General features: G+C 69.2%; 21 protein-coding genes. 14 read left to right on the forward strand and 7 right to left on the reverse strand.

Features of this window, described 5'->3' with window-relative positions; genetic code table 11:
* Positions 1–14: 14 nt before the first annotated feature.
* Entirely contained in the window at positions 15–392 is a 378-nt protein-coding gene (locus ABD768_RS33875) for a YciI family protein (RefSeq protein WP_343969058.1), read from the reverse strand.
* An 89-nt stretch (positions 393–481) separates the two neighbouring features.
* On the opposite strand from ABD768_RS33875, the gene ABD768_RS33880 reads away from it, so the two are divergent.
* The 4 genes from ABD768_RS33880 to ABD768_RS33895 all read left to right on the forward strand — a co-directional run bounded on the left by ABD768_RS33880 (position 482) and on the right by ABD768_RS33895 (position 4,563).
* Positions 482–1,309 carry an alpha/beta fold hydrolase gene (locus tag ABD768_RS33880; protein ID WP_344847653.1) on the forward strand — a complete coding sequence of 276 codons (828 nt, stop codon included), beginning with the start codon at positions 482–484 and terminating at the stop codon, positions 1,307–1,309.
* Between the two features lie 39 nt (positions 1,310–1,348).
* Positions 1,349–2,620 (forward strand): serine/threonine-protein kinase, encoded by a 1,272-nt coding sequence (locus ABD768_RS33885; protein ID WP_344847655.1) that lies wholly within the window; start codon positions 1,349–1,351, stop codon positions 2,618–2,620.
* A gap of 66 nt (positions 2,621–2,686) precedes the next feature.
* The gene (locus ABD768_RS33890) at positions 2,687–3,301 is read left to right on the forward strand and encodes a helix-turn-helix domain-containing protein (protein WP_344847657.1); all 615 of its coding nucleotides are present in this window, start codon (positions 2,687–2,689) and stop codon (positions 3,299–3,301) included.
* Entirely contained in the window at positions 3,298–4,563 is a 1,266-nt protein-coding gene (locus tag ABD768_RS33895; protein WP_344847659.1) for an MFS transporter, read from the forward strand. The genes ABD768_RS33890 and ABD768_RS33895 overlap by 4 nt, the downstream gene beginning before the upstream one ends.
* On the opposite strand, the gene ABD768_RS33900 is transcribed toward ABD768_RS33895, so the two are convergent.
* On the reverse strand, positions 4,560–5,879 hold the full coding sequence (locus ABD768_RS33900; RefSeq protein WP_344847661.1) for a hemolysin family protein: 1,320 nt from the start codon (positions 5,877–5,879) through the stop codon (positions 4,560–4,562). The two genes, ABD768_RS33895 and ABD768_RS33900, sit on opposite strands and share 4 nt — an antisense overlap.
* Before the next feature lie 178 nt (positions 5,880–6,057).
* Here ABD768_RS33900 and galT point away from each other — a divergent pair, with 178 nt between their 5' ends.
* Complete coding sequence (gene galT / locus ABD768_RS33905; RefSeq protein WP_343969068.1) at positions 6,058–7,107, forward strand: galactose-1-phosphate uridylyltransferase; 1,050 nt, start codon at positions 6,058–6,060, stop codon at positions 7,105–7,107.
* A complete protein-coding gene (gene galK, locus ABD768_RS33910; protein WP_343969070.1) occupies positions 7,104–8,234 on the forward strand; it encodes a galactokinase in 1,131 nt (376 codons plus the stop codon). Before galT ends, galK begins: the two co-directional genes overlap by 4 nt.
* On the opposite strand, the gene ABD768_RS33915 is transcribed toward galK, so the two are convergent.
* Together ABD768_RS33915 and ABD768_RS33920 are read right to left on the reverse strand one after the other, a co-directional pair.
* Positions 8,190–9,437 carry an MFS transporter gene (locus tag ABD768_RS33915; protein WP_344847664.1) on the reverse strand — a complete coding sequence of 416 codons (1,248 nt, stop codon included), beginning with the start codon at positions 9,435–9,437 and terminating at the stop codon, positions 8,190–8,192. The genes galK and ABD768_RS33915 overlap by 45 nt on opposite strands.
* Positions 9,434–10,240 carry a DeoR/GlpR family DNA-binding transcription regulator gene (locus tag ABD768_RS33920; RefSeq protein ID WP_343969074.1) on the reverse strand — a complete coding sequence of 269 codons (807 nt, stop codon included), beginning with the start codon at positions 10,238–10,240 and terminating at the stop codon, positions 9,434–9,436. Before ABD768_RS33920 ends, ABD768_RS33915 begins: the two co-directional genes overlap by 4 nt.
* 110 nt (positions 10,241–10,350) lie before the next feature.
* Here ABD768_RS33920 and ABD768_RS33925 point away from each other — a divergent pair, with 110 nt between their 5' ends.
* The 6 genes from ABD768_RS33925 (at position 10,351) to ABD768_RS33950 (ending at position 16,003) form a co-directional block, all read left to right on the forward strand.
* The gene (locus ABD768_RS33925) at positions 10,351–11,487 is read left to right on the forward strand and encodes a GNAT family N-acetyltransferase (RefSeq protein WP_344847666.1); all 1,137 of its coding nucleotides are present in this window, start codon (positions 10,351–10,353) and stop codon (positions 11,485–11,487) included.
* A 114-nt stretch (positions 11,488–11,601) separates the two neighbouring features.
* Complete coding sequence (locus ABD768_RS33930; RefSeq protein ID WP_343969078.1) at positions 11,602–12,261, forward strand: GNAT family N-acetyltransferase; 660 nt, start codon at positions 11,602–11,604, stop codon at positions 12,259–12,261.
* A 226-nt stretch (positions 12,262–12,487) separates the two neighbouring features.
* The gene (locus ABD768_RS33935; protein WP_344847668.1) at positions 12,488–13,345 is read left to right on the forward strand and encodes a CAP domain-containing protein; all 858 of its coding nucleotides are present in this window, start codon (positions 12,488–12,490) and stop codon (positions 13,343–13,345) included.
* Positions 13,346–13,520: 175 nt separating this feature from the next.
* On the forward strand, positions 13,521–14,513 hold the full coding sequence (locus tag ABD768_RS33940; protein ID WP_344847670.1) for a CAP domain-containing protein: 993 nt from the start codon (positions 13,521–13,523) through the stop codon (positions 14,511–14,513).
* A 207-nt stretch (positions 14,514–14,720) separates the two neighbouring features.
* Positions 14,721–15,602 (forward strand): hypothetical protein, encoded by an 882-nt coding sequence (locus tag ABD768_RS33945; protein ID WP_344847672.1) that lies wholly within the window; start codon positions 14,721–14,723, stop codon positions 15,600–15,602.
* A 140-nt stretch (positions 15,603–15,742) separates the two neighbouring features.
* Entirely contained in the window at positions 15,743–16,003 is a 261-nt protein-coding gene (locus tag ABD768_RS33950) for a hypothetical protein (RefSeq protein WP_343969086.1), read from the forward strand.
* Here the strand turns inward: ABD768_RS33950 and ABD768_RS33955 are convergent.
* Positions 16,000–16,935, reverse strand: coding sequence for a GlxA family transcriptional regulator (locus tag ABD768_RS33955; RefSeq protein ID WP_344847675.1), 936 nt, complete (start codon positions 16,933–16,935; stop codon positions 16,000–16,002). The genes ABD768_RS33950 and ABD768_RS33955 overlap by 4 nt on opposite strands.
* 70 nt (positions 16,936–17,005) lie before the next feature.
* Between ABD768_RS33955 and ABD768_RS33960 the strand changes: the two genes are divergently transcribed.
* Entirely contained in the window at positions 17,006–17,788 is a 783-nt protein-coding gene (locus ABD768_RS33960) for an MBL fold metallo-hydrolase (RefSeq protein WP_344847677.1), read from the forward strand.
* A gap of 120 nt (positions 17,789–17,908) precedes the next feature.
* Positions 17,909–18,370 (forward strand): lamin tail domain-containing protein, encoded by a 462-nt coding sequence (locus ABD768_RS33965; protein ID WP_343969092.1) that lies wholly within the window; start codon positions 17,909–17,911, stop codon positions 18,368–18,370.
* Between the two features lie 11 nt (positions 18,371–18,381).
* On the opposite strand, the gene ABD768_RS33970 is transcribed toward ABD768_RS33965, so the two are convergent.
* Positions 18,382–19,611: an MFS transporter gene (locus tag ABD768_RS33970; protein WP_344847679.1), complete on the reverse strand. Its 1,230-nt coding sequence runs from the start codon at positions 19,609–19,611 to the stop codon at positions 18,382–18,384.
* 1 nt (position 19,612) lies between these two features.
* A complete protein-coding gene (locus ABD768_RS33975) occupies positions 19,613–20,479 on the reverse strand; it encodes an MOSC domain-containing protein (RefSeq protein WP_344847681.1) in 867 nt (288 codons plus the stop codon).
* Between the last annotated feature and the right edge of the window lie 60 nt (positions 20,480–20,539).

A 20,539-nucleotide genomic window follows, 5' to 3' on the forward strand; every position in this document is an offset into this window, starting at 1 on the left:
GTACTGCGTCTGCTTTACATGGAGATCGGGCGGAGCTCGATCGCGTACTGCTGTGCCTCGGGGATCCGGGCGGCGACGTCCTCGGCGCGCTCGGGCGTGGCGACGTCGATGATGAAGACGCCGGCGAGTTGCTCCTTCGCCTCGGAGTACGGGCCGTCGGTCGTCGCACGGACGCCTTCGCGGACCCGGACCACCTTCGTCTCCCGCGGTGCGGCCAGTGGTGAGGCCGTGATCAGCTCGCCGCGCTCGTGCAACTCCTCGAGCAGCTGCTCGAGCTGTGCCGACAGCGCCTCGCGGGCCGCCTTGGGCAGCTTCTTGCCCTCCTCGGTGTGCAGGAAGGACGGATGTCCCCAGGTCACCGGGTTGCTGTGGATGAGCAACATGTACTTCATGGCTGTGTTCCCTTCGGTCGAGTGGATCCTCGCAGCACAGGTCGGAGGCTCGCCCGCGTTCTCGACATTTCGACCCTAAGGTGAACGCCATGAACGAGACCGACCTCCAGCTGAGCGACGGCCGGACCCTGCACGTCTACGACACCGGGCGGGGCGACCTGCCGGTCTTCTGGAACCACGGCACACCCAATCTGGGCGCGCCGCCGGAGCCGCTGTTCCCGGCGGCCGAGCGACTCGGGTTGCGGTGGATCTCGTTCGACCGGCCGGGGTACGGCGGCTCTACTCCTGCGCCGGGGCGGACGATGGCGTCCGTTGCGGGTGACGTGGAGCAGGTCGCCGACGCGCTGGGGATCGACCGGTTCGCGGTCGTCGGGTACTCCGGTGGCGGGTCCTATGCGCTGGGGACCGCGGCTGTACTCCGTGAGCGGGTCCGCGCCGTCGTCACGCTGGCGGCCATCGCGCCGTACGGAGTGGACGGGCTCGACTGGTTCGACGCGATGGTGCCGTCGGGCGTCGCGTCGCTGCGGGCCGCGCTCGGTGGGCGTCAGGTGAAGGAGGCCTGGGAGGCTTCTGGGGTCGAGTACGACCCGGAGTTCACCGCTCAGGACCATGCGCTCTTCGAAGGTCCGTGGGGCTGGCTCGGCAAGGTCGCTGGTGGCGGGCTCACCGCCGGACCGTACGGGCTGATCGACGACGACATCTCCTACGTAACGCCTTGGGGCTGCGACCCGGCGACGATCATTGCGCCGACGCTGCTCCTCCATGGCGACCGGGACGGCATCATCCCCAGCTCACACGGCCGCTGGCTCGCCGCCCATTGCCCGACCGCTGAGCTCCGCAGCTTCCCCACCGACAGCCATTTCACTATCGTCGAGCAGGCCGACTCCGGACTGGATTGGCTGGATAACCTGCCGTAACCGCGCTTCGCGGTCTGTCTGGATGGGTACGGGGCCGGGATGAGGTCACCTGGAGAACTCGGCGAACTGGTAGCCGGGCGCTATCGGCTCGGAGACCCGGTGGGCCGCGGCGGGATGGGTGCGGTCTACCGCGCCACGGACGAGGTGCTCGGCCGTGACGTCGCCATCAAGCTGTTGCTGCCCACGAGAGAAGGGCCCGAGGCCCAGGAACGGTTCAAGCGCGAGGCCCGGGCCGCGGCGATGATCTGCGATCCCTACGTGGTCGCCACCTACGACTTCGGTCCACATCAGGACGGCTACTACCTCGCGATGGAACTGGTCGAGGGGCACACGCTCAGCGTGGAGCTGAACTGGCGGGGCCCGCTCGAGCCCCACTGGGCGGTGGAGATCGTGCGGCAGGCGGCCGCCGGGCTGGCTGCCGCTCATCAGCACGGCCTGGTGCATCGCGACATCAAGCCCGGCAACCTGCTGGTGACCGACGACGGCCTGGTCAAGGTCGCCGACTTCGGCATCGTCCGGATCCTCGGCGACACGACCACGACCCTGACCGCGACCGGGCAGGTCGTCGGTACCAGCCACTACCTCGCGCCCGAGCGGGCGATCGGGAAGCCGGCCGGCGCCGCATCGGACGTGTATGCCCTCGGGTGCGTGCTCTACCAGTTGCTCACCGGCCATCCGCCCTTCCAGGCGGAGGATGCCGCGTCGATCATGTACCAGCACGTGCAGGTCACCCCGACTCCGCCGAGCGAACTGCGCCCGCAGTGCGCGGGTGAGGCCGAGGCGTTGCTGTTCTGGATGATGAACAAGGATCCCGCCCAGCGTCCGACCGCCGCGCAGGTCGCCGCGGGCGTGGAGCCGCCGGCTCTTGCTCTGACCTCCGTGGAGCAGGTCCTGCCGGTACGCCGCCGGCCGTCCCGCAACCTGCTCGTCGTAGCCGGAGCCGTGCTGGCGGTCGCCGCCACCTCGACCGTCGGCATCCTGATCGATTCGAACTCCACCAAGTCGCCGGGCCCCAATGACCTCCAGCCGTCGATACCGGCCGCCGGATCGCCGTCTCCCGCCAACACGACGTCCGGCGTCCCGGTCGCCCGCGCCTCGACGCGCCCGCCGACCGTCGCGTCGAAGACCACCGCACGCGCCGGCGAACCAGTCCGGACGGCCGGCACCTCGGTCGACGCCACCGCAGCCGCCTCCGCGGCGCCCTCGGCCGCGCCGACCACGACGGTGCAGCCGACCAGGACCAAGAAGCCGAAGCCGACCAAACCGACGAAGACCCTGAAACCGCACACCACCGGCAAGCCCACCGGCTGACCTCCTCTCTCCCCCTATTCCAAGCAAGGGCTTGACATCGGTCAGCCGTCGGCGGATATTCCAAGCATGTCTTTGGAATCTTCGGAGGATCCTCGCCGGCGGCGGTTGCTGGATGACCCGCTGGCGATCAGGGCGATGGCTCATCCGGTGCGGCTTGATCTGTTGTCGCTGCTGGGGCGGGAAGGGCCGTTGACCGCTGCGGATGCGGCGCGGCGATTGGGGATCAGTCAGGCGTTGGCTTCGCATCACCTGCGGCAGCTGGCGAAGTACGACTTCGTGGAGCCGGCTCAGGGCAAGGACAACCGGGAACGGCCTTGGCGGGCCGTGTCGACGTCGCAGACCTGGGCAGATGCTGATCTTTCGCCGGAGGCGGTGGCTGCGGCCGAAGTACTGGAGCAGTTGATGGCCGAGCGTGCGCTGGACGAGCTCGCGGTCTGGCAGAGACAGCGAGCGGATGAGGAGCCTGCCTGGCGTCAGAACGCCGGGATCGGGCGGACCGGGATCTATCTGACCCGCGACGAGTTCGTGGAGCTCGAGGAGCAGGTGCAGGCGTTGGTCATGCGGTACGTCGACGAGCGCCCGATCGACGACAAGTCCACCCGGCCGCCGGGAAGCCGCCTGGTCGAGATCACCCGGATCGTCGTCGTACACCCCGAGGACAGGGCGCTGGAGGAGGAATGAGAAATCTGTGGGAAGTGCTCGCACGGCGGCGGGACTACCGGCTCGTGCTCGGTGCCGGGCTGGTGTCGCTGACCGGTGACTGGATCCTGCGGATCGGGCTCGCCTTCCACGTCTATGCGTTGACCGGCTCGACGCTCGCCTCCGGTGGACTGCTGCTGGCGTCGTTCCTGCCATTGGTGCTGCTCGGCTCGCCGGCCGGCGTGTTCGTCGATCGGTGGGACCGGCGGCGGACGATGGTCGTCACGAATCTCCTGCACGCGCTGGTTTTGCTGCCGTTGCTGCTGGTCCGCGACGGCGACACGCTCTGGCTGATCTACCTGGTGATCCTGGCGCAAAGTTGCCTTCAGCAATTTTTCCGGCCGGCCGAGCAGTCGCTGATCCCGGCGCTGGTCGAGGCTCCGCAGCTGGTCACCGCCAACTCGTTGAACAGCCAGGCCAACGACATCTCGCGACTGGTCGGCGCCGGGGCCGGCGGCATCCTGGCCGCGGCCGGTGGGCTGCCGCTGCTGGCCTTGGTCGATGCGGCGACCTACCTGATCGCGATGACCTTCCTGCTCGGTGTGCGGCATCGCCCGGAGCGGGTGAAGGCCGAGCGGGTCGGTGGGGTGCGGGTCGCGGTACGAGGGATCAAGGGTGAGTGGGTCGAGGGGATCGGGGTTTGCCTGAGTGGGCCGGCACTGCGGCTGGTGTTCGTCTTCGGGCTGGTGACCGGGGTTGGGGAGGGCGTGATGAGCACGTTGTTCGCGCCGTTCGTGTCGGCGGAGCTGGGCGGTGACGGTACGGCGTACGGGCTGATCACCTCGTCGCAGGCCGTGGGCGGGATCGCGGGCGGGCTGATCGCGGCGGCCGTCGGGTCGCGGTTCCCGGCGGCGAAGCTGTGGGGCTTCGGGGCGGTCGCGTTCGGGCTGATCGACCTGGCACTGTTCCTGTATCCCTTGTTCTGGAAGGGTTTGGCGCCGGCCTTCGCCTGCATGATCGTCGTCGGCGTACCGGGAGCGTTCATGGTCGCCGGGTTGATGACGGTGATCCAGCGGCTCACCGACGACGCCTCACGCGGACGGGTCTTCGGGGCGCTGTTCGCGACCGAAGGGCTCGCGGTGCTGGTGGGCATCGTCGGCGCGGGGGCGCTCGGCGACGTCGTCGGCATCATCCCCCTGCTGGTCGTGCAGGGGCTCGGCTTCTCGATCGGCGGGGTGGTCGTGCTGAGCCGGCTGCGAATCCTGACGCCGGCGCCGGCTGAGCCCGTCCCCGCCGTCGTCTAGTCGGTGGCCGGCTCGGCGGTCGACTGCTCGGCGTCGTCGGCCGCGACGCGGTGGACCCGGACCCGCGCCACCCGGCGGCCGTCCATCTCCTTGACGGTGAGTTGGTAGCCGCCGACCGAACCCTCGTCGCCGACGGACGGAACCCGGCCGAGCTGGGCGGCGACGAAGCCGGCCACCGTCTCGTACGGGCCGTCGGGCAGCTCGACGCCGGTCTCGTCGGCGAAGTCGTCCAGGTTGAGCAGGCCGTCCACCTCGACGTCGCCACTGCGCAACCGGGTGGTCTCCGGCGACTCCTCGTCGTACTCGTCCTTGATGTCGCCGATCAGTTCCTCGACCAGATCCTCGAGCGTGACGATGCCGGCGGTGCCGCCGTACTCGTCGAGCACGATCGCCAGGTGGGTGCTGCGCCGGCGCATCTCGGTCAGGGTGGGCAGCAGCTTGGCGGTGTCGGGCAGCATCAGCACCTCGCGGGCGAGATCGCCGACGCGGACCGAGCGGGTCGCGACCGCCGGGTCGAACAGGTCGCGGACGTGCACGAACCCGACGATGTCGTCGGCCGAGCCGTTCATCACCGGGTAGCGCGAGTGCGGCCGCTCCGCGGCGAACTTCACCGCCTTGTACGCCGGCATCTCCGCGTCGACGAAGTCCACCTCGGTCCGCGGCAGCATCAGCTCGCGCAACTGCCGGCCGCCGGCCTCGAAGACGTCGTCGACGATCCGGCGCTCCTCCTCGCCGAGCGACTCGTGCGCGGAGACGATCTCGCGCAACTCCTCGTCGCTCATCACCTCGCGGTTCGCGTTCGGGTCGCCGCCGAGCGCGCGGACCACCAGGTCGGTCGACTTCGACAGCAGCCAGATCACCGGCCGGGCGCCGGACGCGATCCGGTCGACCAGCGGCGCCAGGCCGAGCGCGAAGGTCTCGGCCCGCTGCAGCGCGAGCCGCTTGGCCGCCAGCTCGCCGATCACGATGGACACGTACGAGATGGCGATGGTGATCAGGATCAGCGCGACGGTGTTCGCGACCGACTCCGGCAGGCCGAGCCTCTGCAGGTGCGGCGACAGGCTGTCGGCCAGCGTCGCGCCACCGAAGGCGGCCGACAGGAAGCCCATCAGGGTCACGCCGATCTGGACGGCGGACAGGAAGCGGTTCGGGTTCGCTGCCACCCGGGCGACCGTCTCACCGCGTTTGCCGCGCTGGGAGATCGACTTGAGCTGGCTGTCCCGCAGCGACACGAGCGCCATCTCGGCGGCGGCGAAGACGCCACCGATGAGCACGAAGACGAAGATCAGGACGATGTTGAGCAGGGTGTCGTTCATGACTTGGGGGTTCCTAGCGTCCTCTCCGAGTAGACAGGAGAGGACGCGAGCGTTGGGCGACGTCCATCGATCAAGAGTAGCGGTGGCGGGTCTCACGATGCATGTTCGAATATGTTGGTTTACGATGGTTGATGGCTGAGAGTGTCGATTCTCGGCGTACTTCGGGAAAGGTCGGTCGATGAACACCACCCCTCGCGGCGCTCGCCGGACGGACACCACACTGTCCGACGGCCGGCAGCTGATCTACTACGACCCCGCCGACGCTCCCGTCCGGGTGCCGCTCGAGGACAGCCGTGGCCTGCCCGCGCCCAAGCCGCTGGCCGAGTTCCGGATCGACCCGCTGACTGGCGACACGATCACCTTCGCCACCCACCGCAACACCCGGACCTACCTGCCGCCCGCCGACCAGTGCCCGCTGGACGCCAGCCGGCCCGGCAACGCGACCGAGATCCCGGACCACGACTACAACGTCGCCGTCTTCGAGAACCGGTTCCCGTCGTTCTCCGGACCCGGCCGGTGCGAGGTGGTCTGCTTCACCAGCGACCACAACAAGTCCTTCACCGAGCTCTCCCAGGGCCAGGCCCGGCTGGTCGTCGAGGCCTGGGCCGACCGGACGGCGGAGCTCAGCGCCCGTCCCGACGTCGAGTACGTCTTCCCGTTCGAGAATCGCGGCCGGGAGATCGGCGTCACGCTCAGCCACCCACACGGCCAGATCTACGCGTACCCGTTCCTGCCGCCGCGGATCAAGACCCTGATGGCACGCGCCCGCGAACACCAAGAAGTTGCCGGGAGCAACCTCTTCGCCGACATCCTGGCGGCCGAGCGCAAGGACGGCCGCCGGATCGTCGCGGAGAACGGGAACTGGACGGCCTTCGTCCCCCAGGCGGCTCGCTGGCCGGTCGAAGTACACCTGTATCCGCATCGCCAGGTCGCCGACATCTCCGAGCTGACGACCGAGGAACGGGACGACTTCACCATGCTGTACCTCGACGTACTGGGCCGTTTCGACGGACAGTACGACGACGACCTGCCCTACATCGCGGCCTGGCACCCGGCTCCGGTGCGGGTGGATCGCGAGCTCGGCTACCTGCATCTGGAGTTGTTGTCGATCCGGCGGGCGCAGGACAAGATCAAGTACCTCGCGGGGTCGGAGTCGGGGATGGGCGCGTTCATCTCGGACACGCTGCCCGAGGACGTCGCCGAGACGCTGCGGAAGGTGGGCTCGTGAGCAGGTTCGTGGAGGTCTTCGGCGTCGAGGCCGACGGGGTCTGGCGCGCGCCCGGGCGGGTCAACCTGATCGGCGAGCACACCGACTACAACGACGGCCTGGTGCTGCCGATCGCGCTGCCGAACCAGATCACGATCACCGCCTCGGCCCGTACGGACGGCGTGATCGCGGTGGCGTCGTCCGGGCAGCAGGACGTGGTCGAGTTCTCGCTGGACTCGTTGGCTCCTGACTCGGTGAAGGACTGGGCGGCTTATCCGGCGGGGGCGGCTTGGGTGCTGCTGCAGGACAAGTACGAGATCGGCGGCGCCAACTTGCTGGTCGAGTCGGACCTGCCGACCGGTGCCGGGCTCTCGTCGTCGGCAGCTCTCCTGTGTGCGACAGCCGTCGCCTTGCTGGGACTGCACTCGATCGAGGTCGACCCGGCCGAGGTCGCGCGGCTGGCTCAGCGGGCCGAGAACCAGTACGTCGGTGCGCCGGTCGGCCTGATGGACCAGATGGCGTCGATGTGCTGCACGGCCGGCCACGCCCTGTACTTCGACATCCGCGCGATGTCGACGGCCCAGATCCCCTTCGACCCGCCCGCCGACGGCCTCGCCCTGCTGGTCGTCGACGTGAAGGCGCCGCATCGGCACGTCGACGGTGAGTACGCAGCCCGCCGCAAGTCCTGCGAACAGGCCGCGGCCGAACTCGGCGTACCGGCCCTCCGCTCGATCGCCTTCGAAGACCTCGACGACACGTTGGCCCGACTGACCGACGAGGTCACCCGGCGTCGCGTCCGGCACGTGGTCACGGAGATCCGGCGGGTGGAGGACGCAGTCGCGCTGATGCATGCGGGCCGGCTGCGCGATGTCGGCCCGCTCTTCACCGCGTCGCATGCCTCGTTGCGCGACGACTTCGAGATCACCGTGCCCGAGCTCGACGTGGCGGTGGACACCGCACTCGCCGCCGGCGCGCTGGGCGCGCGGATGACGGGCGGCGGCTTCGGCGGCTGCATCATCGCGCTGGTCGAGGCGTCCGCGACGAAGACCGTGCTGGACGCCATCGACAAGGCCTTCGAGGAGAACGGTTTCAGCGCTCCCAGCTCACTCGATGCCACTCCCTCCGCCGGGGCCTCCCGCATTTCGTGACAGTTCCCGGCGGATGGTCGGGGCGAAGACGAGGGTCGCTGCCAACTGGAGCAGGCCCATTACGACGTACGGGGTCTTGAGGTCGGTGCGGTGTGCCAGGAAACCGGCGGCCACCGCACCGAGTGGGCCTGCGCAGAAGGCGACCATCCGGTACGCCGAGGTGACTCGGCCCAGCAGCGCGGGTGGGACCAGGCGTTGGCGGAGGCTGATGGTCAAGACATTCCACCAGGTGCCGCCGAGGCCGAGGATGGTCGCCGCGATGGCGACGAGGGTGAAGGTGCTGACCACCCCGAAGGCGATGACGGCCAGGCCGGAGATCAGCATCGAGGCGAGCAGGCCGGCGAAGAGCGGGATGCGCTTGGACAGCCGCGGGGCGAGCAGGCCGCCCAGGATGCCACCGACCGCGTAGATCGCCACCAGCCAGCCGAAGCCTGCTTCGGGCAACTCCAGTACTTCGAGGACGTACAGCACCAGAATCGCGACGATGCCGGAGCCGACCGCGTTGACCACCAGGAGCAGCAGGCAGAGCGAGCGCAGGAGTTTGTGCCGCCACAGATAGCTGAGGCCCTCCTTGAGCTCGCGACCGAGGTGCCGGTCGGCAGCCTGCTCGCGTGGCGGTGAGGCGTGCCGGATCGACCAGACCAGGGCCGCGGCGACCGCGAACGAGACGGCGTCGATGAGGATCGGCAGGCCGTGGTCCAGGACGAAGAGGGCGGCGCCTAGCGGCGGGCCGATCAGGCTGGACAGGAGCAGCAGGGAGACCTGCTGGTAGCCGTTGGCGCGTTCGAGCGCGTCGCCGGCGACGAGGTCGGGAACGATCACCGACGACGCGTTGTCGAAGAAGGGCGAGAGCAGGCCGAGCACGAAACCGGCGATCAGCAGAGTCGGGATGTTCGCCCGGTCCAGCAGGATCAGGACGGCGAACGCGCCGGCGACGACCGCGCGGATGGCGTCGACGATCCACATCGTCGAGGTCCGCCGCCAGCGGTCGACCATCACGCCGGAGACCAGCCCGAGCAGCAACCAGCCGGCCCCCGCGACCGCTTCACTGAGCGAGACGATCCGTGGATCGCGGGTGAACGACGCCGCCAGCAACGGCAGCGCCCCGAAGGTGATGCCGTCACCGGCGAAGGAGACCGCCCCTGCACACCACACGACCCAGAACGGCCGCCCCAGTGGGACGGCCGTTCCTTGCTTGGTCACGAGGCGATTATCAGATCACAGCCTGTTTCCCGCATGGACTTTTTGGCCGATGCAGGTAGTCCGGAGTCGGTGACGACCAGATCGAGGTCGGACCAGGTGGCGAAGGTGCTCAGGCCGACGGTGCCCCACTTCGTATGGTCGGCGACCAGGACCACCTCGCGGCTGGCCGCGATGAAGGAGCGGTTGGTTTCCGCTTCCATCAGGTTGGGGGTGCTGAGGCCGTGTTCGGCGTCTACGCCGTGGGCCCCCAGGAAGAGGAGGTCCAGGTGCAGGGACTGCAGGGCCGCTGTGGCGATGGGACCGACCAGGGCGTCCGAGGGTGTGCGGATGCCGCCGATCAGGACGACTGTGCGGTCTGAGCGGGCGTTGCCGTGGAAGACGTCGGCGATGCGGGCGGAGTTGGTGACGACCGTGAGGTTCTCGACCCGGAGCAGCTGACGGGCCAGCGCGTATGTCGTCGTACCGGCGCCGATGCCGATCGCGCTGTCGGGCTGGACGCGGGCGGCCGCCTCGATCGCGATCGCCTGCTTGGCGGCGGACTCCTGGGTGAGCTTGGCGTCGAACCCCGGCTCGTGCGCGCTGCGCAGGCCGACCGACGTCGCGCCGCCGTGCACCTTGTGCAGCAGACCGCTGGAGTCGAGGGCATCCAGATCGCGCCGGATCGTCATGTCGGACACGCCGAAGCGCTCGACCAGCTCGGCGACCGTGATCGCGCCCCGGCTGTTGACCTCGGCAACGATCGTGGCCTGCCGCTGGGCGGCCAGCTGGCCACCGCGGCCGCGGGACGGTTCGGAGACGTTCACAGCTGACAGCCTAAGGTCTGGCCTGCCCGATCGCAGTGGGAAAGTGTTCATTTGTGTCGCGCTCCGTGAAATACCGTTGCCGCCCGGCGCGCGGGTTGTCAGGCTGAGCTATGCGATTCCCCGAGGACGTGCCCACCCTGGCCGACGATGTCGTGACGCTGCGTGCCCACACGGTCGCGGACACGCGGCCGGCGTACGAGGCCTGCCAGGACCCGGAGATGCAGCGCTGGACGACGATCCCGGTGCCGTACGAGCTGGGCAACGCCGAGCACTTCCTGACCGAGTTCGTGCCGGCCGGCTGGCGCGACGGCAGCAATTGGGCCTGGGCGATCGAGTACGACGGCCGCTACTCGGGCACCATCGATCTGCGCCCCGGAGACGGCGACGTCGGCGAGGTCGGGTTCGCGATCGCGCCGTGGGCCCGGGGCAACGGCGTGATGACGCGGGCGTTGCGGCTGGCCGTGGCGCACGCGTTCGAGCAGGGCTGGGAGCGGGTGACCTGGCGGGCGTACGTCGGCAACTGGGGCTCCCGGCGGGTCGCCTGGAAGGCCGGCTTCCGGAATCTGGTGACGATTCCAGCCGGCGGGGTCCAGCGCGGCGTCCGGCGGGACGAGTGGGTCGCTTCGATCGCGCGCGACGACGTACCGGAGCCGCAGGGCAACTGGTGGCGGGTGCCGGTCATCGAGCTGGACGGGGTGCGACTGCGAGCGTTCGAGGGTTCGGACGCCAAGCGCCTGATGGAGGCCTGCAACGACCCGCGCACCCAGCAGTGGCTGGCCGGACTCCCGAAGCCTTACCAGCTGGAGGATGCCGAGGGATTCATCGAGAGCCGGCTGGAGAACCTGGCGTCCGGTGAGGGCGTCTCCTGGGCGATCGCCGATCCGGACACCGACGAGCTGCTCGGCAACGTCAGCGTGTTCGACCTGCGGAACCGGATCGACAAGACGATGGGCGAGGTCGGCTACTGGGCGCACCCCGACGCACGCGGCCGGGGCGTGATGAGCACTGCGGTCCGGGGCGCGATCGGGCACGCCTTCACTCCGGTCGAGGACGGCGGGCTCGGGCGGCGCCGGCTGGTGCTGTTCGCTGCCGACGGCAACACGGCCTCCCAGCGGGTTGCCGAGGTCAACGGGTTCACCCGGACCGGGCGCGAGCGCGCCGCCAGCCCGGACCGCGACGGCGGCTTCCGCGATCTGCACGCCTTCGACCTGCTGGGCACCGACCAGCGGCCGGGCTCGAACCGCTGAACGGCGCTGAAAAGTCGTTCACAGAGGTAACGAATCCGCCATCGAGCGACCAGATGGTGACAGCCGACACCGCTTCCTCTCGCCGTGGAACGTTCTGACTGCTTGAATCGACAGGTGAGAGATCGTGAGGAACTCGTCCGCCGCTGGCAGGCCGGGTGGTCTGTATCGCGGGGCTGGACCACAGTCGAGGATGACAACGACGGGATCCTGACCGTCCGCGCGGGCGAGGAGAACCGCGCGATGGAGTACGTCGTACTGGACGCCGACGACAAACCCGAGCGCGTCGAGCGCGCCGCCGAACTCGCCAGAGCCGCGGGCAGCGGCCGGGGCGCCGGCTGGGTGACGCTGGCCACCGACGACCGGGAGGCGCGGATCGAGCAGCTCGAGGACCTCGGGCTGGAGGTACAGCCGGACCAGGACTGGCTGATGACGATCCAGCTGTCCGAGCAGCCCGCGCTGAAGCTGAACGAGCGGTACACGCTGCATACCGAGCTCGAGGACGACCTGATCATCACCCGGGCGACGCTGCACGGTGGCGTCGTCTCGAGCGGCCGGATGGCGGTCGTCGGCCAGGACGCCGTCGCCGACCGGATCGAGACCGACCCGGCGCACCGGCGTCGCGGCCTGGGCAGCGCCGTGATGGCGTCGCTGGTGGAGACCGCGGCGGCTCAGGGCGCCAAACGCGGCATCCTGATCGCGTCGATCGACGGCCTCCGCCTCTACCGCAGCCTCGGCTGGAAGGTCATCGCCGACATCGTCATCGCCCGCTCCTAGCCACAACTGGTGACCTTGAACACCGAACGGTGACCTTGAACAAGTTATTACGTGTTCAAGGTCACCGTTCGGTGTTCAAGGTTCCGGCCCGCTCGTCGTAAAAGGTTCGTCAAAGCGGGCGTTGTCGGCCGTTCGGGGGTCGTCGTGTTACATCAAGATCCGATAACGTCCGTGCCGCACGGCCTGGGGACGACGGGGATCGACGACGAGAGGCTTGCTGGCTGCAATGAACGAAGTACCGAACGATCCCTTCTACGAGAGCAACCCCGAACCGCCCCGATCGCACGGCCGCCGCAAGCAGCGGCGTGGTGTCGCAGGGCCGATCCTGGGAGCGTTGGCGGTGCTCGCCCTGCTGGCCGGCGCCGGTTGGTACGTGACCCGCGACACCACGCAGGCGACCAGCCAGGACCAGCCGCTGACGGTCCGGAGCAGTTCCGACGACCCGATGGTCACGCCGACCGACGACGCGAGCAGCCCGGTGGCGACCCCCACCAGGACTCCTTCGGCCACTCCCTCCAAGACGCCGTCGAAGACGCCGAGCGCGACCCCGACGCCGACCCGCTCGAGCAGCGCGCCGAGCCGGCAGGGCACCCGCTCCCCCAAGCCGACGAAGCCGACGCCGCGCCCGACGCACACCGCGACGCCGAAGCCGTCGACCAAGCCGCCGACCACCAAGCCGCCGGCGCCGAGTGGTGGCGCGGAGGCGCAGGTGCTGCAACTGACGAACAACGAGCGCGCCAAGAACGGCTGTGGCCCGCTGCGGATGAACAGCGCGCTGACCAAGGCCGCTGACCTGCACGCGACCGACATGGTCGTGCACCACTTCTTCGACCACAACAGCCAGGACGGCCGGTCGCCGTTCGACCGGATGAAGGCAGCCGGCTTCAAGGGCGGCGCGATGGCCGAGAACATTGCCGTCGGCTACAAAACCGCCGCGGCCGTGGTGGACGGCTGGATGCACAGCGAGGGTCACCGCAAGAACATCCTGAACTGCGACTACACGATGATCGGCATCGGCTACGACTCCGGCCAGGTCAAGCCCGAATGGGGTAACGGAAGTTGGGTCCAGGACTTCGGCGGATGACGCCGGAACGCCCTGAATCTCAGGGCTTCGTTAAGACGTGACGCGGACCCGTAACAGTGACCTTGCGTGTCGGTTAGGGTCACTGTTCGGTAACCAGGGGGGCCTGGCAACGAACACGCACGGGGAACGACGGAACTTCCGGTAGTACGACGAACTGAAGAGGACTCGCCCACCCATGACGGACTCGCCTACCCCTGGGCGGCACCGCAGCAGAAAAAAGGCACCCCGACGCAGAGGCCTGATCGGCCCGATCGTCAGTGCCCTGTCCGTGCTACTCGCCATCGGGCCCGTGGTCTACCTGATGTCGGCACGTGACGGTTCGGCGGTCGCCGACGACGACGCCACCAAGGTTCTGAACGTCTCCGAGGACAACTCCGGCCCCGCCGCTGTCGAGGGCGAGAGCGCCGGAGCCGGCAAGCCGAAGGTCACCGTGACGAAGACGCTGCCGAACGGCAAGACCGTCGTCTCGGTCGGTACGCCGGCCCTCGGGTCGGCCGAGTCGACCATGAGCACCAGTACGTCGGCCACGCCAGGCGCACCCAGCACGGTGATCACCACCGGCCCGACCGGCGGCGTCGAGACGGTCACCGTGACGCCGACCGGCCCGGTGATGACGGAGAACGGCAACGGCGGTACGCCGACCCAGAAGCCGAAGCCGTCGAAGCCCACCAAGCCGGTGACCAAGCCGACGAAGACGCCGACCAGGACGGTCACCACGACCGAGCCGACCCCGGACGACCCGCCGCCACCGCCGTCGGGCGGCGGCGGTACCAGCTCGATCGAGCGCGAGGTCCTCGACCTCACCAACCAGGCGCGGCGCAGTCAGGGCTGCGGCAAGCTGCAGCTCGACGACGCACTGGTCGAGGCCGCCGGCTCGCACGCCTCCGACATGGTCCGCAACCACTACATGGACCACACGAACAAGGCCGGCGAGGACCCAGGCGACCGGATGGCCAAGGCCGGGTACCACGGCTCGGGCTGGGGCGAGAACATCGCGGCCGGCTACAGCAGTGCGCAGAAGGTCTTCAACGCCTGGATGAACAGCGACGGCCACCGGGCGAACATCCTCAACTGCAGGTTCACCTTGATCGGCATCGGGTACGACCCGGGGCAGGTCAAGTCCGACTGGGGCAACGGGAGCTGGGTGCAGGACTTCGGTCGTAACTGACCGCAGGACCGACCGCACTCGGCACTGTCCGCCGGGCACCGTGTTCGCCGCAACGACTGTGGCGAACCGACAACGGATGCCCGGTTGTCCCGAGATCAGCGCGGGTAGATCCGTCCTTGCTACACCATCGGGCGCTCCTCACAGCGCCGCGGTGAGACGAATGAGGCACGTCTTGGGGGCGCGACCGTGAAGGGAACACGCACTTAAATGTCACAGCGATCAGCCGCTGGGCGGCGACGGCGCAGCAAGCCGGCGACCGCCCGGCCGGAGTCCCGCCTGAAGCGGATCACGGTAGCGATGGGGACGGTGATCCTGGTGATCACGCCGATCTCCTGGATCCTGCTCCACCAGCCGCAGTCCAACGAGGCCGACGCGTCGGTCCCGTATGTCACCCGCGACGACGACACCTATCTGAAGTCGTCGACGAAGCCGGTCGTGGCGCGACCGACGGCCACCACGCCGAGCAGCACCCCATCCGGTACGCCGGCCGGTACGCCGTCCCCGAGCGACACCCCGTCGACCCCGGGCCGGACACCGACCGGCGACCCGAGCACCACGCCGACCGAGGGTCCCACCGACGGACCGACGGACCGCCCGACGACGACCGGCGCGACCGACGGCCCGACCAGCAGCACAACGACGAAGGCACCGGACAACCCGAACACCACACCGACCCACTCACCCAGCACCACCCCGTCCAGCACCCCACCCCCGCCCGCCGACGGCGGCAGCATGTCGGCCGAGGAGTTCGAGCTGTTCTCGCTGGTCGACAACAAGCGGGTCGAGAGCGGGTGCTCGCCGCTGCACCGCAACAGCAACCTCACCGGCGGTGCGCGGGCGGAAGCGGAAGACCGGGCCAGGACCGGGCAGATGGCCTCGGGCGGCTCCTCCGGCGCGTCCACGGGCGGCAAGGACATGACCGCGAAGGCAGCCTTCGACCGGCTGATGAGCTCCAACTCGAGGACCGTGCTCGACTGCGGGCTGGACGAACTCGGGGTCGGCCAGGGCGATGCGAAGTACTGCACGACACAGGTGCTGGTCTGTCTGAACACCGCGACGCGGTATGCGTGGGTTGTCGACTTTCAGTGACCGCAGAACTACCCAGGACGGCGGCTCGCGGGGTGCGGGCCGCCGTTTGTGGTCTGTGGGTGGGACGATGGGGCGAGGTGCTTGAGTCGGCCTCGGCAGCGGGGTTAGCTTGAGCCTCCACCGATCCTGCGGGAGGCCGGATGTACGGCGAGCGCGACGATCTCGATCCGCCCCGGCCTGCGTTGTACGGGATCCCGCCGGACGCGATCGCGGACGAGCGCCCGGACCGCCGGCCGGAGGACGCCAAGCGGATCGGGCTGAGCAGGCACACCGAGGAAGGCGCGGTCGTGCACTTCGCCGCCAACCTCGACCGGACCAAACCGGGTCACAAGATGATGGCCTGGATCCTGCTGATCACCTTCGCCACCCCGGCCCTCTACACCCTCTTCTTGTTGCTCTAGCCGAACTCCTGCCGATGGCGTTGCGGCGTCGTCCCGAGCACGTGGTGGAAGTGGTGCCGCAGCGCCGAACTGCTGCCGAATCCGCTCGCCGTCGCGACCCGCTCGATCGACTGGTCGGTTGTCTCCAGCAACAGCCGAGCTCGATCAAGCCGTTGCTGGAGCAACCAGGCCTGTCCGCTGCTCCCTGTCCGCGCCCGGAACTGCCTCGTGAAGGTACGCCGGGACAGCGCGACCGCTGCTGCCCACTCGTCCAGCGAGACCGGCTGGTCGAGCCGCATGCGGGCCCAGACCATGGCCCGCTCGATCACGTCGTCCGTAGGGTCCGGCGGGACAGGTACAGGGATGTACTGCGCCTGCGACCCACTCCGGTGTGGCGCAACCACGATCACCCGGGCCAACTGCTCGGCCCGCTCCACTCCGTGGTGAGTCCGGACCAGGTGGAGGCAGCAGTCGAGGGAGGCCGCAGTACCGGCTGAGGTGACCAGGTCGCCGAGGTCCGACCAGAGGACGTCCGCCCGCACGTCGACCTTCGGGTACTGCGCTGCCAGGCGCTCAGCCCACCGCCAGTGCGTGACCACGTCCCGGCCGTCCGCGATGCCACTGGCCGCCACCAGGAACGCGCCGATGCAGAGGCCGACCACTGTCGCCCCTCGAGCGTGAGCCGCGCGGATGGCCTCCACCAGCCGTCCGGACGGCTCCAGGTCGGGTTCCCAGCTCGGCAGGATGACCAGGTCGGCGTGCTCCATCACATCGAGCCCGCGTTCGACGTACAGGTCGAAGCCGGCATTGGTGCCGAGCCGGCCGGGGTGCTCGGCGCAGACCTGTACGTCGTACTCGACCTCGCCGCCGAGTCGATCGCCGAGCACGAGACAGGGCACGGACAGATGGAACGGACTCATCCCGTCGTACGCGAGAACCGCCACGGAGCGCATGGCCCGATCTTAAGGAACTATGTCCCCCGGGCCAATGGCCCGGCAGCTTCCGAGCTCGCAGGATGGGGGCATGAAGATCACACACGTGGGCGGGCCGACCGCCCTGATCAGCCTTGGCGGGCTGTCCTTGCTGACCGACCCTGCGTTCGACCAGCCGCGCGAGTACCAGCTGCCCGGCCGGGTGATGACCAAGCTGACCGGACCCGCGGTGGGCGTGGCCGAGCTCGGCCCGATCGACGCCGTGCTGCTGTCCCACGACCAGCACAAGGACAACCTCGACGAGAGCGGGCGGGAGTTGCTGGCGGATGTCCCGGTGGTGCTGTCGACGCCTGGCGCGGCGGAGCGGATCGAAGGCGTCCGCGGGCTGGAGAACTGGGAGTCCGTCGAGTTGCAGCGGCCGGACGGCGGCGTACTGGTCGTCACCGGATTGCCTGCCCGGCATGGGCCCGAGGGCTGCGAGTCGGTGACCGGCACCGTCACCGGCTTCTTGCTGAGCGGCGACGGCGTACCGACGGTCTACGTGTCCGGAGACAACGCGTCCGTCGAGCTGGTCGCCGAGATCGTCGACCGCTTGGCGGCCGGCAGCATCCCTGGTGTGACAGCTCGTTCCGTTGACGTCGCCGTACTCTTCGCAGGCGCGGCTCGTACCGCCCTACTCGACGGCGCACCGCTCACGTTGACCTCCGAAGCCGCGGTCGAAGCAGCTCGCTTGCTTGCGCCGGCTGTCATCGTTGCGGTGCACACGGAGGGTTGGGCGCACTTCTCCGAAGGGCCCGACGTCCTCGCCAAGACCTTCGCCGACGCCGGTCTGGAGCTGCGGATTCCGCCTGCGGGCGAGGCATTGTCACTCTGAGTGCTCCCACCCCTTGACGAACACGGAGGGTGACCCCTAGGTTCGACCCGCCGGGGGGAACCGGCAGTCAGCAGTTCATCGGGCCGGGGGGAAATCGGCCCACAGCCGGAGGGGAAATCCGTGTTCGTACGTCGCTTCAGCCTGCCCATCGCCGCCGCCGTCATCACCGCGGTGGTCGGCTTCGCCGTACCGCTGCCCGCGATGGCGGCGAGTTCGGTGGTCCTGACCGGGATCCAGTACGACCCGGCCGGCAAGGACACCCGGACCAACGCGCATCTCAACCTCGAGTACTTCAGCATCCGTAACGTCAGCACGAAGGCGATCAACCTGAGCGGTTACCGGGTGAAGGACGTCGCCAACCACACCTTCGTCTTCCCGCGCGGCTACGTCCTCAAGGGCCGGACGACAGCGGTCGTCCACACCGGCAAAGCCCGCAACACCGCGGTCCACCTGTACTGGAACCAGGGCAACTACATCTGGAACAACACCGGCGACACCGCCCGCTTCCAGACGCCCGCCGGCAAGACCTTCGACACCTGCACGTACAAGGCGGTCGCGGGCCGCGCTCGCGTCGCCTGCTAGCCCGCCGGCCGTCAGCCGCGCTCGTCGGGCATCGAGAGGTGCCCGCGGGCAGCGGCGGTTGCGATCCAAGGGACGGCCGACAGGGTGCCGATTCCCAGCAGCACCAAGCCGGGGCGTAGACCGAGAGTGGCGCCGAGCAGACCTCCGAACAGGCCGCCCAGGGGCCCGGCGCCCCACTCGACCAGGCGGATGACCGAGCCTGCGCGGCCTAGGAGTCCGGGCTCGATGGAGCGTTGCAGCATGGTCGAGCGAACGATGATCAGGAAGACCACGCCGAGGCCGAGGAGGAACTGGCCAAGGCCGATCGTGGCGATGACCAGGAGGTCCGGGCCCGCGGCCAGCGGCGTGAGGAGGTTGCCGCCGAGGAGGATGGCAGCGACGACCGAGGTCCAGGTCGTGCCGAATCGGCGGCTCACCGGGGTGGTGATGACGCCGGCCAGCAAGGGGCCGAGCGATCCCAGGACGGCGATGGCGCCGATCGCGGCGGGCGACAGGTGCAGCTCGCGGACGGCGTACAGGATGTAGAGCGCGATGACGGCCCACTGGAAGAAGTCGAAGCTGCCCTTGCCCGCGGTGATGGCGACGATGCCCGGCTGGCCGCGGAACGCGGCGAAGCCAGCTCGGACCGATGGCAGGAATCGGGTCTTCTCCGCGATCGGCGAAGGGTCGGGCCCTCGGCCGCTTGCTTGAAGGACCGCGGCGACCAGGAACGACGCGCTGTCGACAGCGATCGCTACGGGAGCCGTCAGTAGCTGGACGAGCAGGCCGCCGAGGCCCGGGCCGGCTACTGCGGTGACTGAGTCGGTCAGCGCGATACTGCTGTTCGCGGCGGTCAGTTGCCGGCGATCGGGTACCAGCACAGGGATGTAGGCGGTGTGGGCGAGGCTGTAGGCCAGCGCGAGTCCACCCACCGCGAAGGTCACCACGTAGAGCTGCGCCATCGTGAGCACGTCGAAGGCCGCTGCCAAGGGCACGGTGCCGATCAGTACTCCTTGGCCGATGTTGCACCAGAAGAGGAGGCGGCCGCGGCGGAGGCGGTCTACGAAGACGCCCAGGAACAAGGCGAGCACCAAGCTGGGCAGGGCTTCCAACGCCGTCAGGACACCCATCGAGGCCGGCCCGGCCGACAGGGTGAGCACCGCGATCAGCGGAACGGCGAGTTCGCTGACCTGCGTACCGGCGTTGGACAACAACTGCGCAACCCAGAAGAACGCGAACGGCCGGTTCCGCCGCAGCGACACCTCAGCGCGGCGAAGGCGCCGGGTCGACGCCTTCCGGCAACCATTCGTGGACCAGGATTTCGTCGCCCACGGCAACGACCCCGGAGGTCAGTACCGCGCCCTTGATGCCGAAGCTGACGCCGCCGCCGTAGTCAGGCTGCCGCCGGTACGTCGCCAGCGTGCGAGTCGGCTCCGGACCGCGCTTCTCCCCCGTCGTCTGGTCGACGGTCGGCACCGCGCACCGGATCCCCCGGGCCGAGTAGCCGAACTCGAGCGACCCCGCCGACGCCCGCAGCAAGCGATCCTCGGTATGCGCCTCAGGCCAGCCCTCGATGACGATGTTCGGCCGGAAGCGGTTCATCGGAATCGCCTCCCCGCCGGCCTCCATGATCCGCGCGTTGAGCCCGTCGAGCGAGGAGTACGCCGTGATCATCAGCGCATGCGCGTCGCCGAAGCCGGTGAGCCCCTTGTGCACACCCCATCCCGGCCGCTCGTGCTCCGGCGTGACCCGGACGAACCCGACCGGCCGCTCCAACCGCTCGGAGAACCACTCCTCCGCGGCCGCGTCCTGCACCACCCCGGCCCCGAACCACTTGTTGAACAAACTCACGTCGCGCCGCTTCCCGTCGTACGCGACCTGCACGACGAGATCCTCGGCGCCATCTGCCGACAACCGGAGCGAGTCCCCATCAGCCAGTACTTCGACCCGCAGCGGCGCCATCGCCGGCGTCGTGCGCTGACTCAGGAAGCTGCCGTCCGCCGGGTCGACCAACATGAAGTTCCGATCGTGCCGCAACCCTGTCGCGAGCACGTCGGCACGCTCGACGGACACCCCGGTGAGACCCTTCACGGGGTAGTACCTCAGCTCGGCAACCCTGGCAGCAGACACCCGCCCAAGCTACCTGCCGCCGGGCTCTCCCCCACCACGGTTTCCGCCAAGGCTGACAGC

Origin of the sequence: Kribbella ginsengisoli, assembly GCF_039537185.1 — a bacterium.
Taxonomy (GTDB): domain Bacteria; phylum Actinomycetota; class Actinomycetes; order Propionibacteriales; family Kribbellaceae; genus Kribbella; species Kribbella koreensis.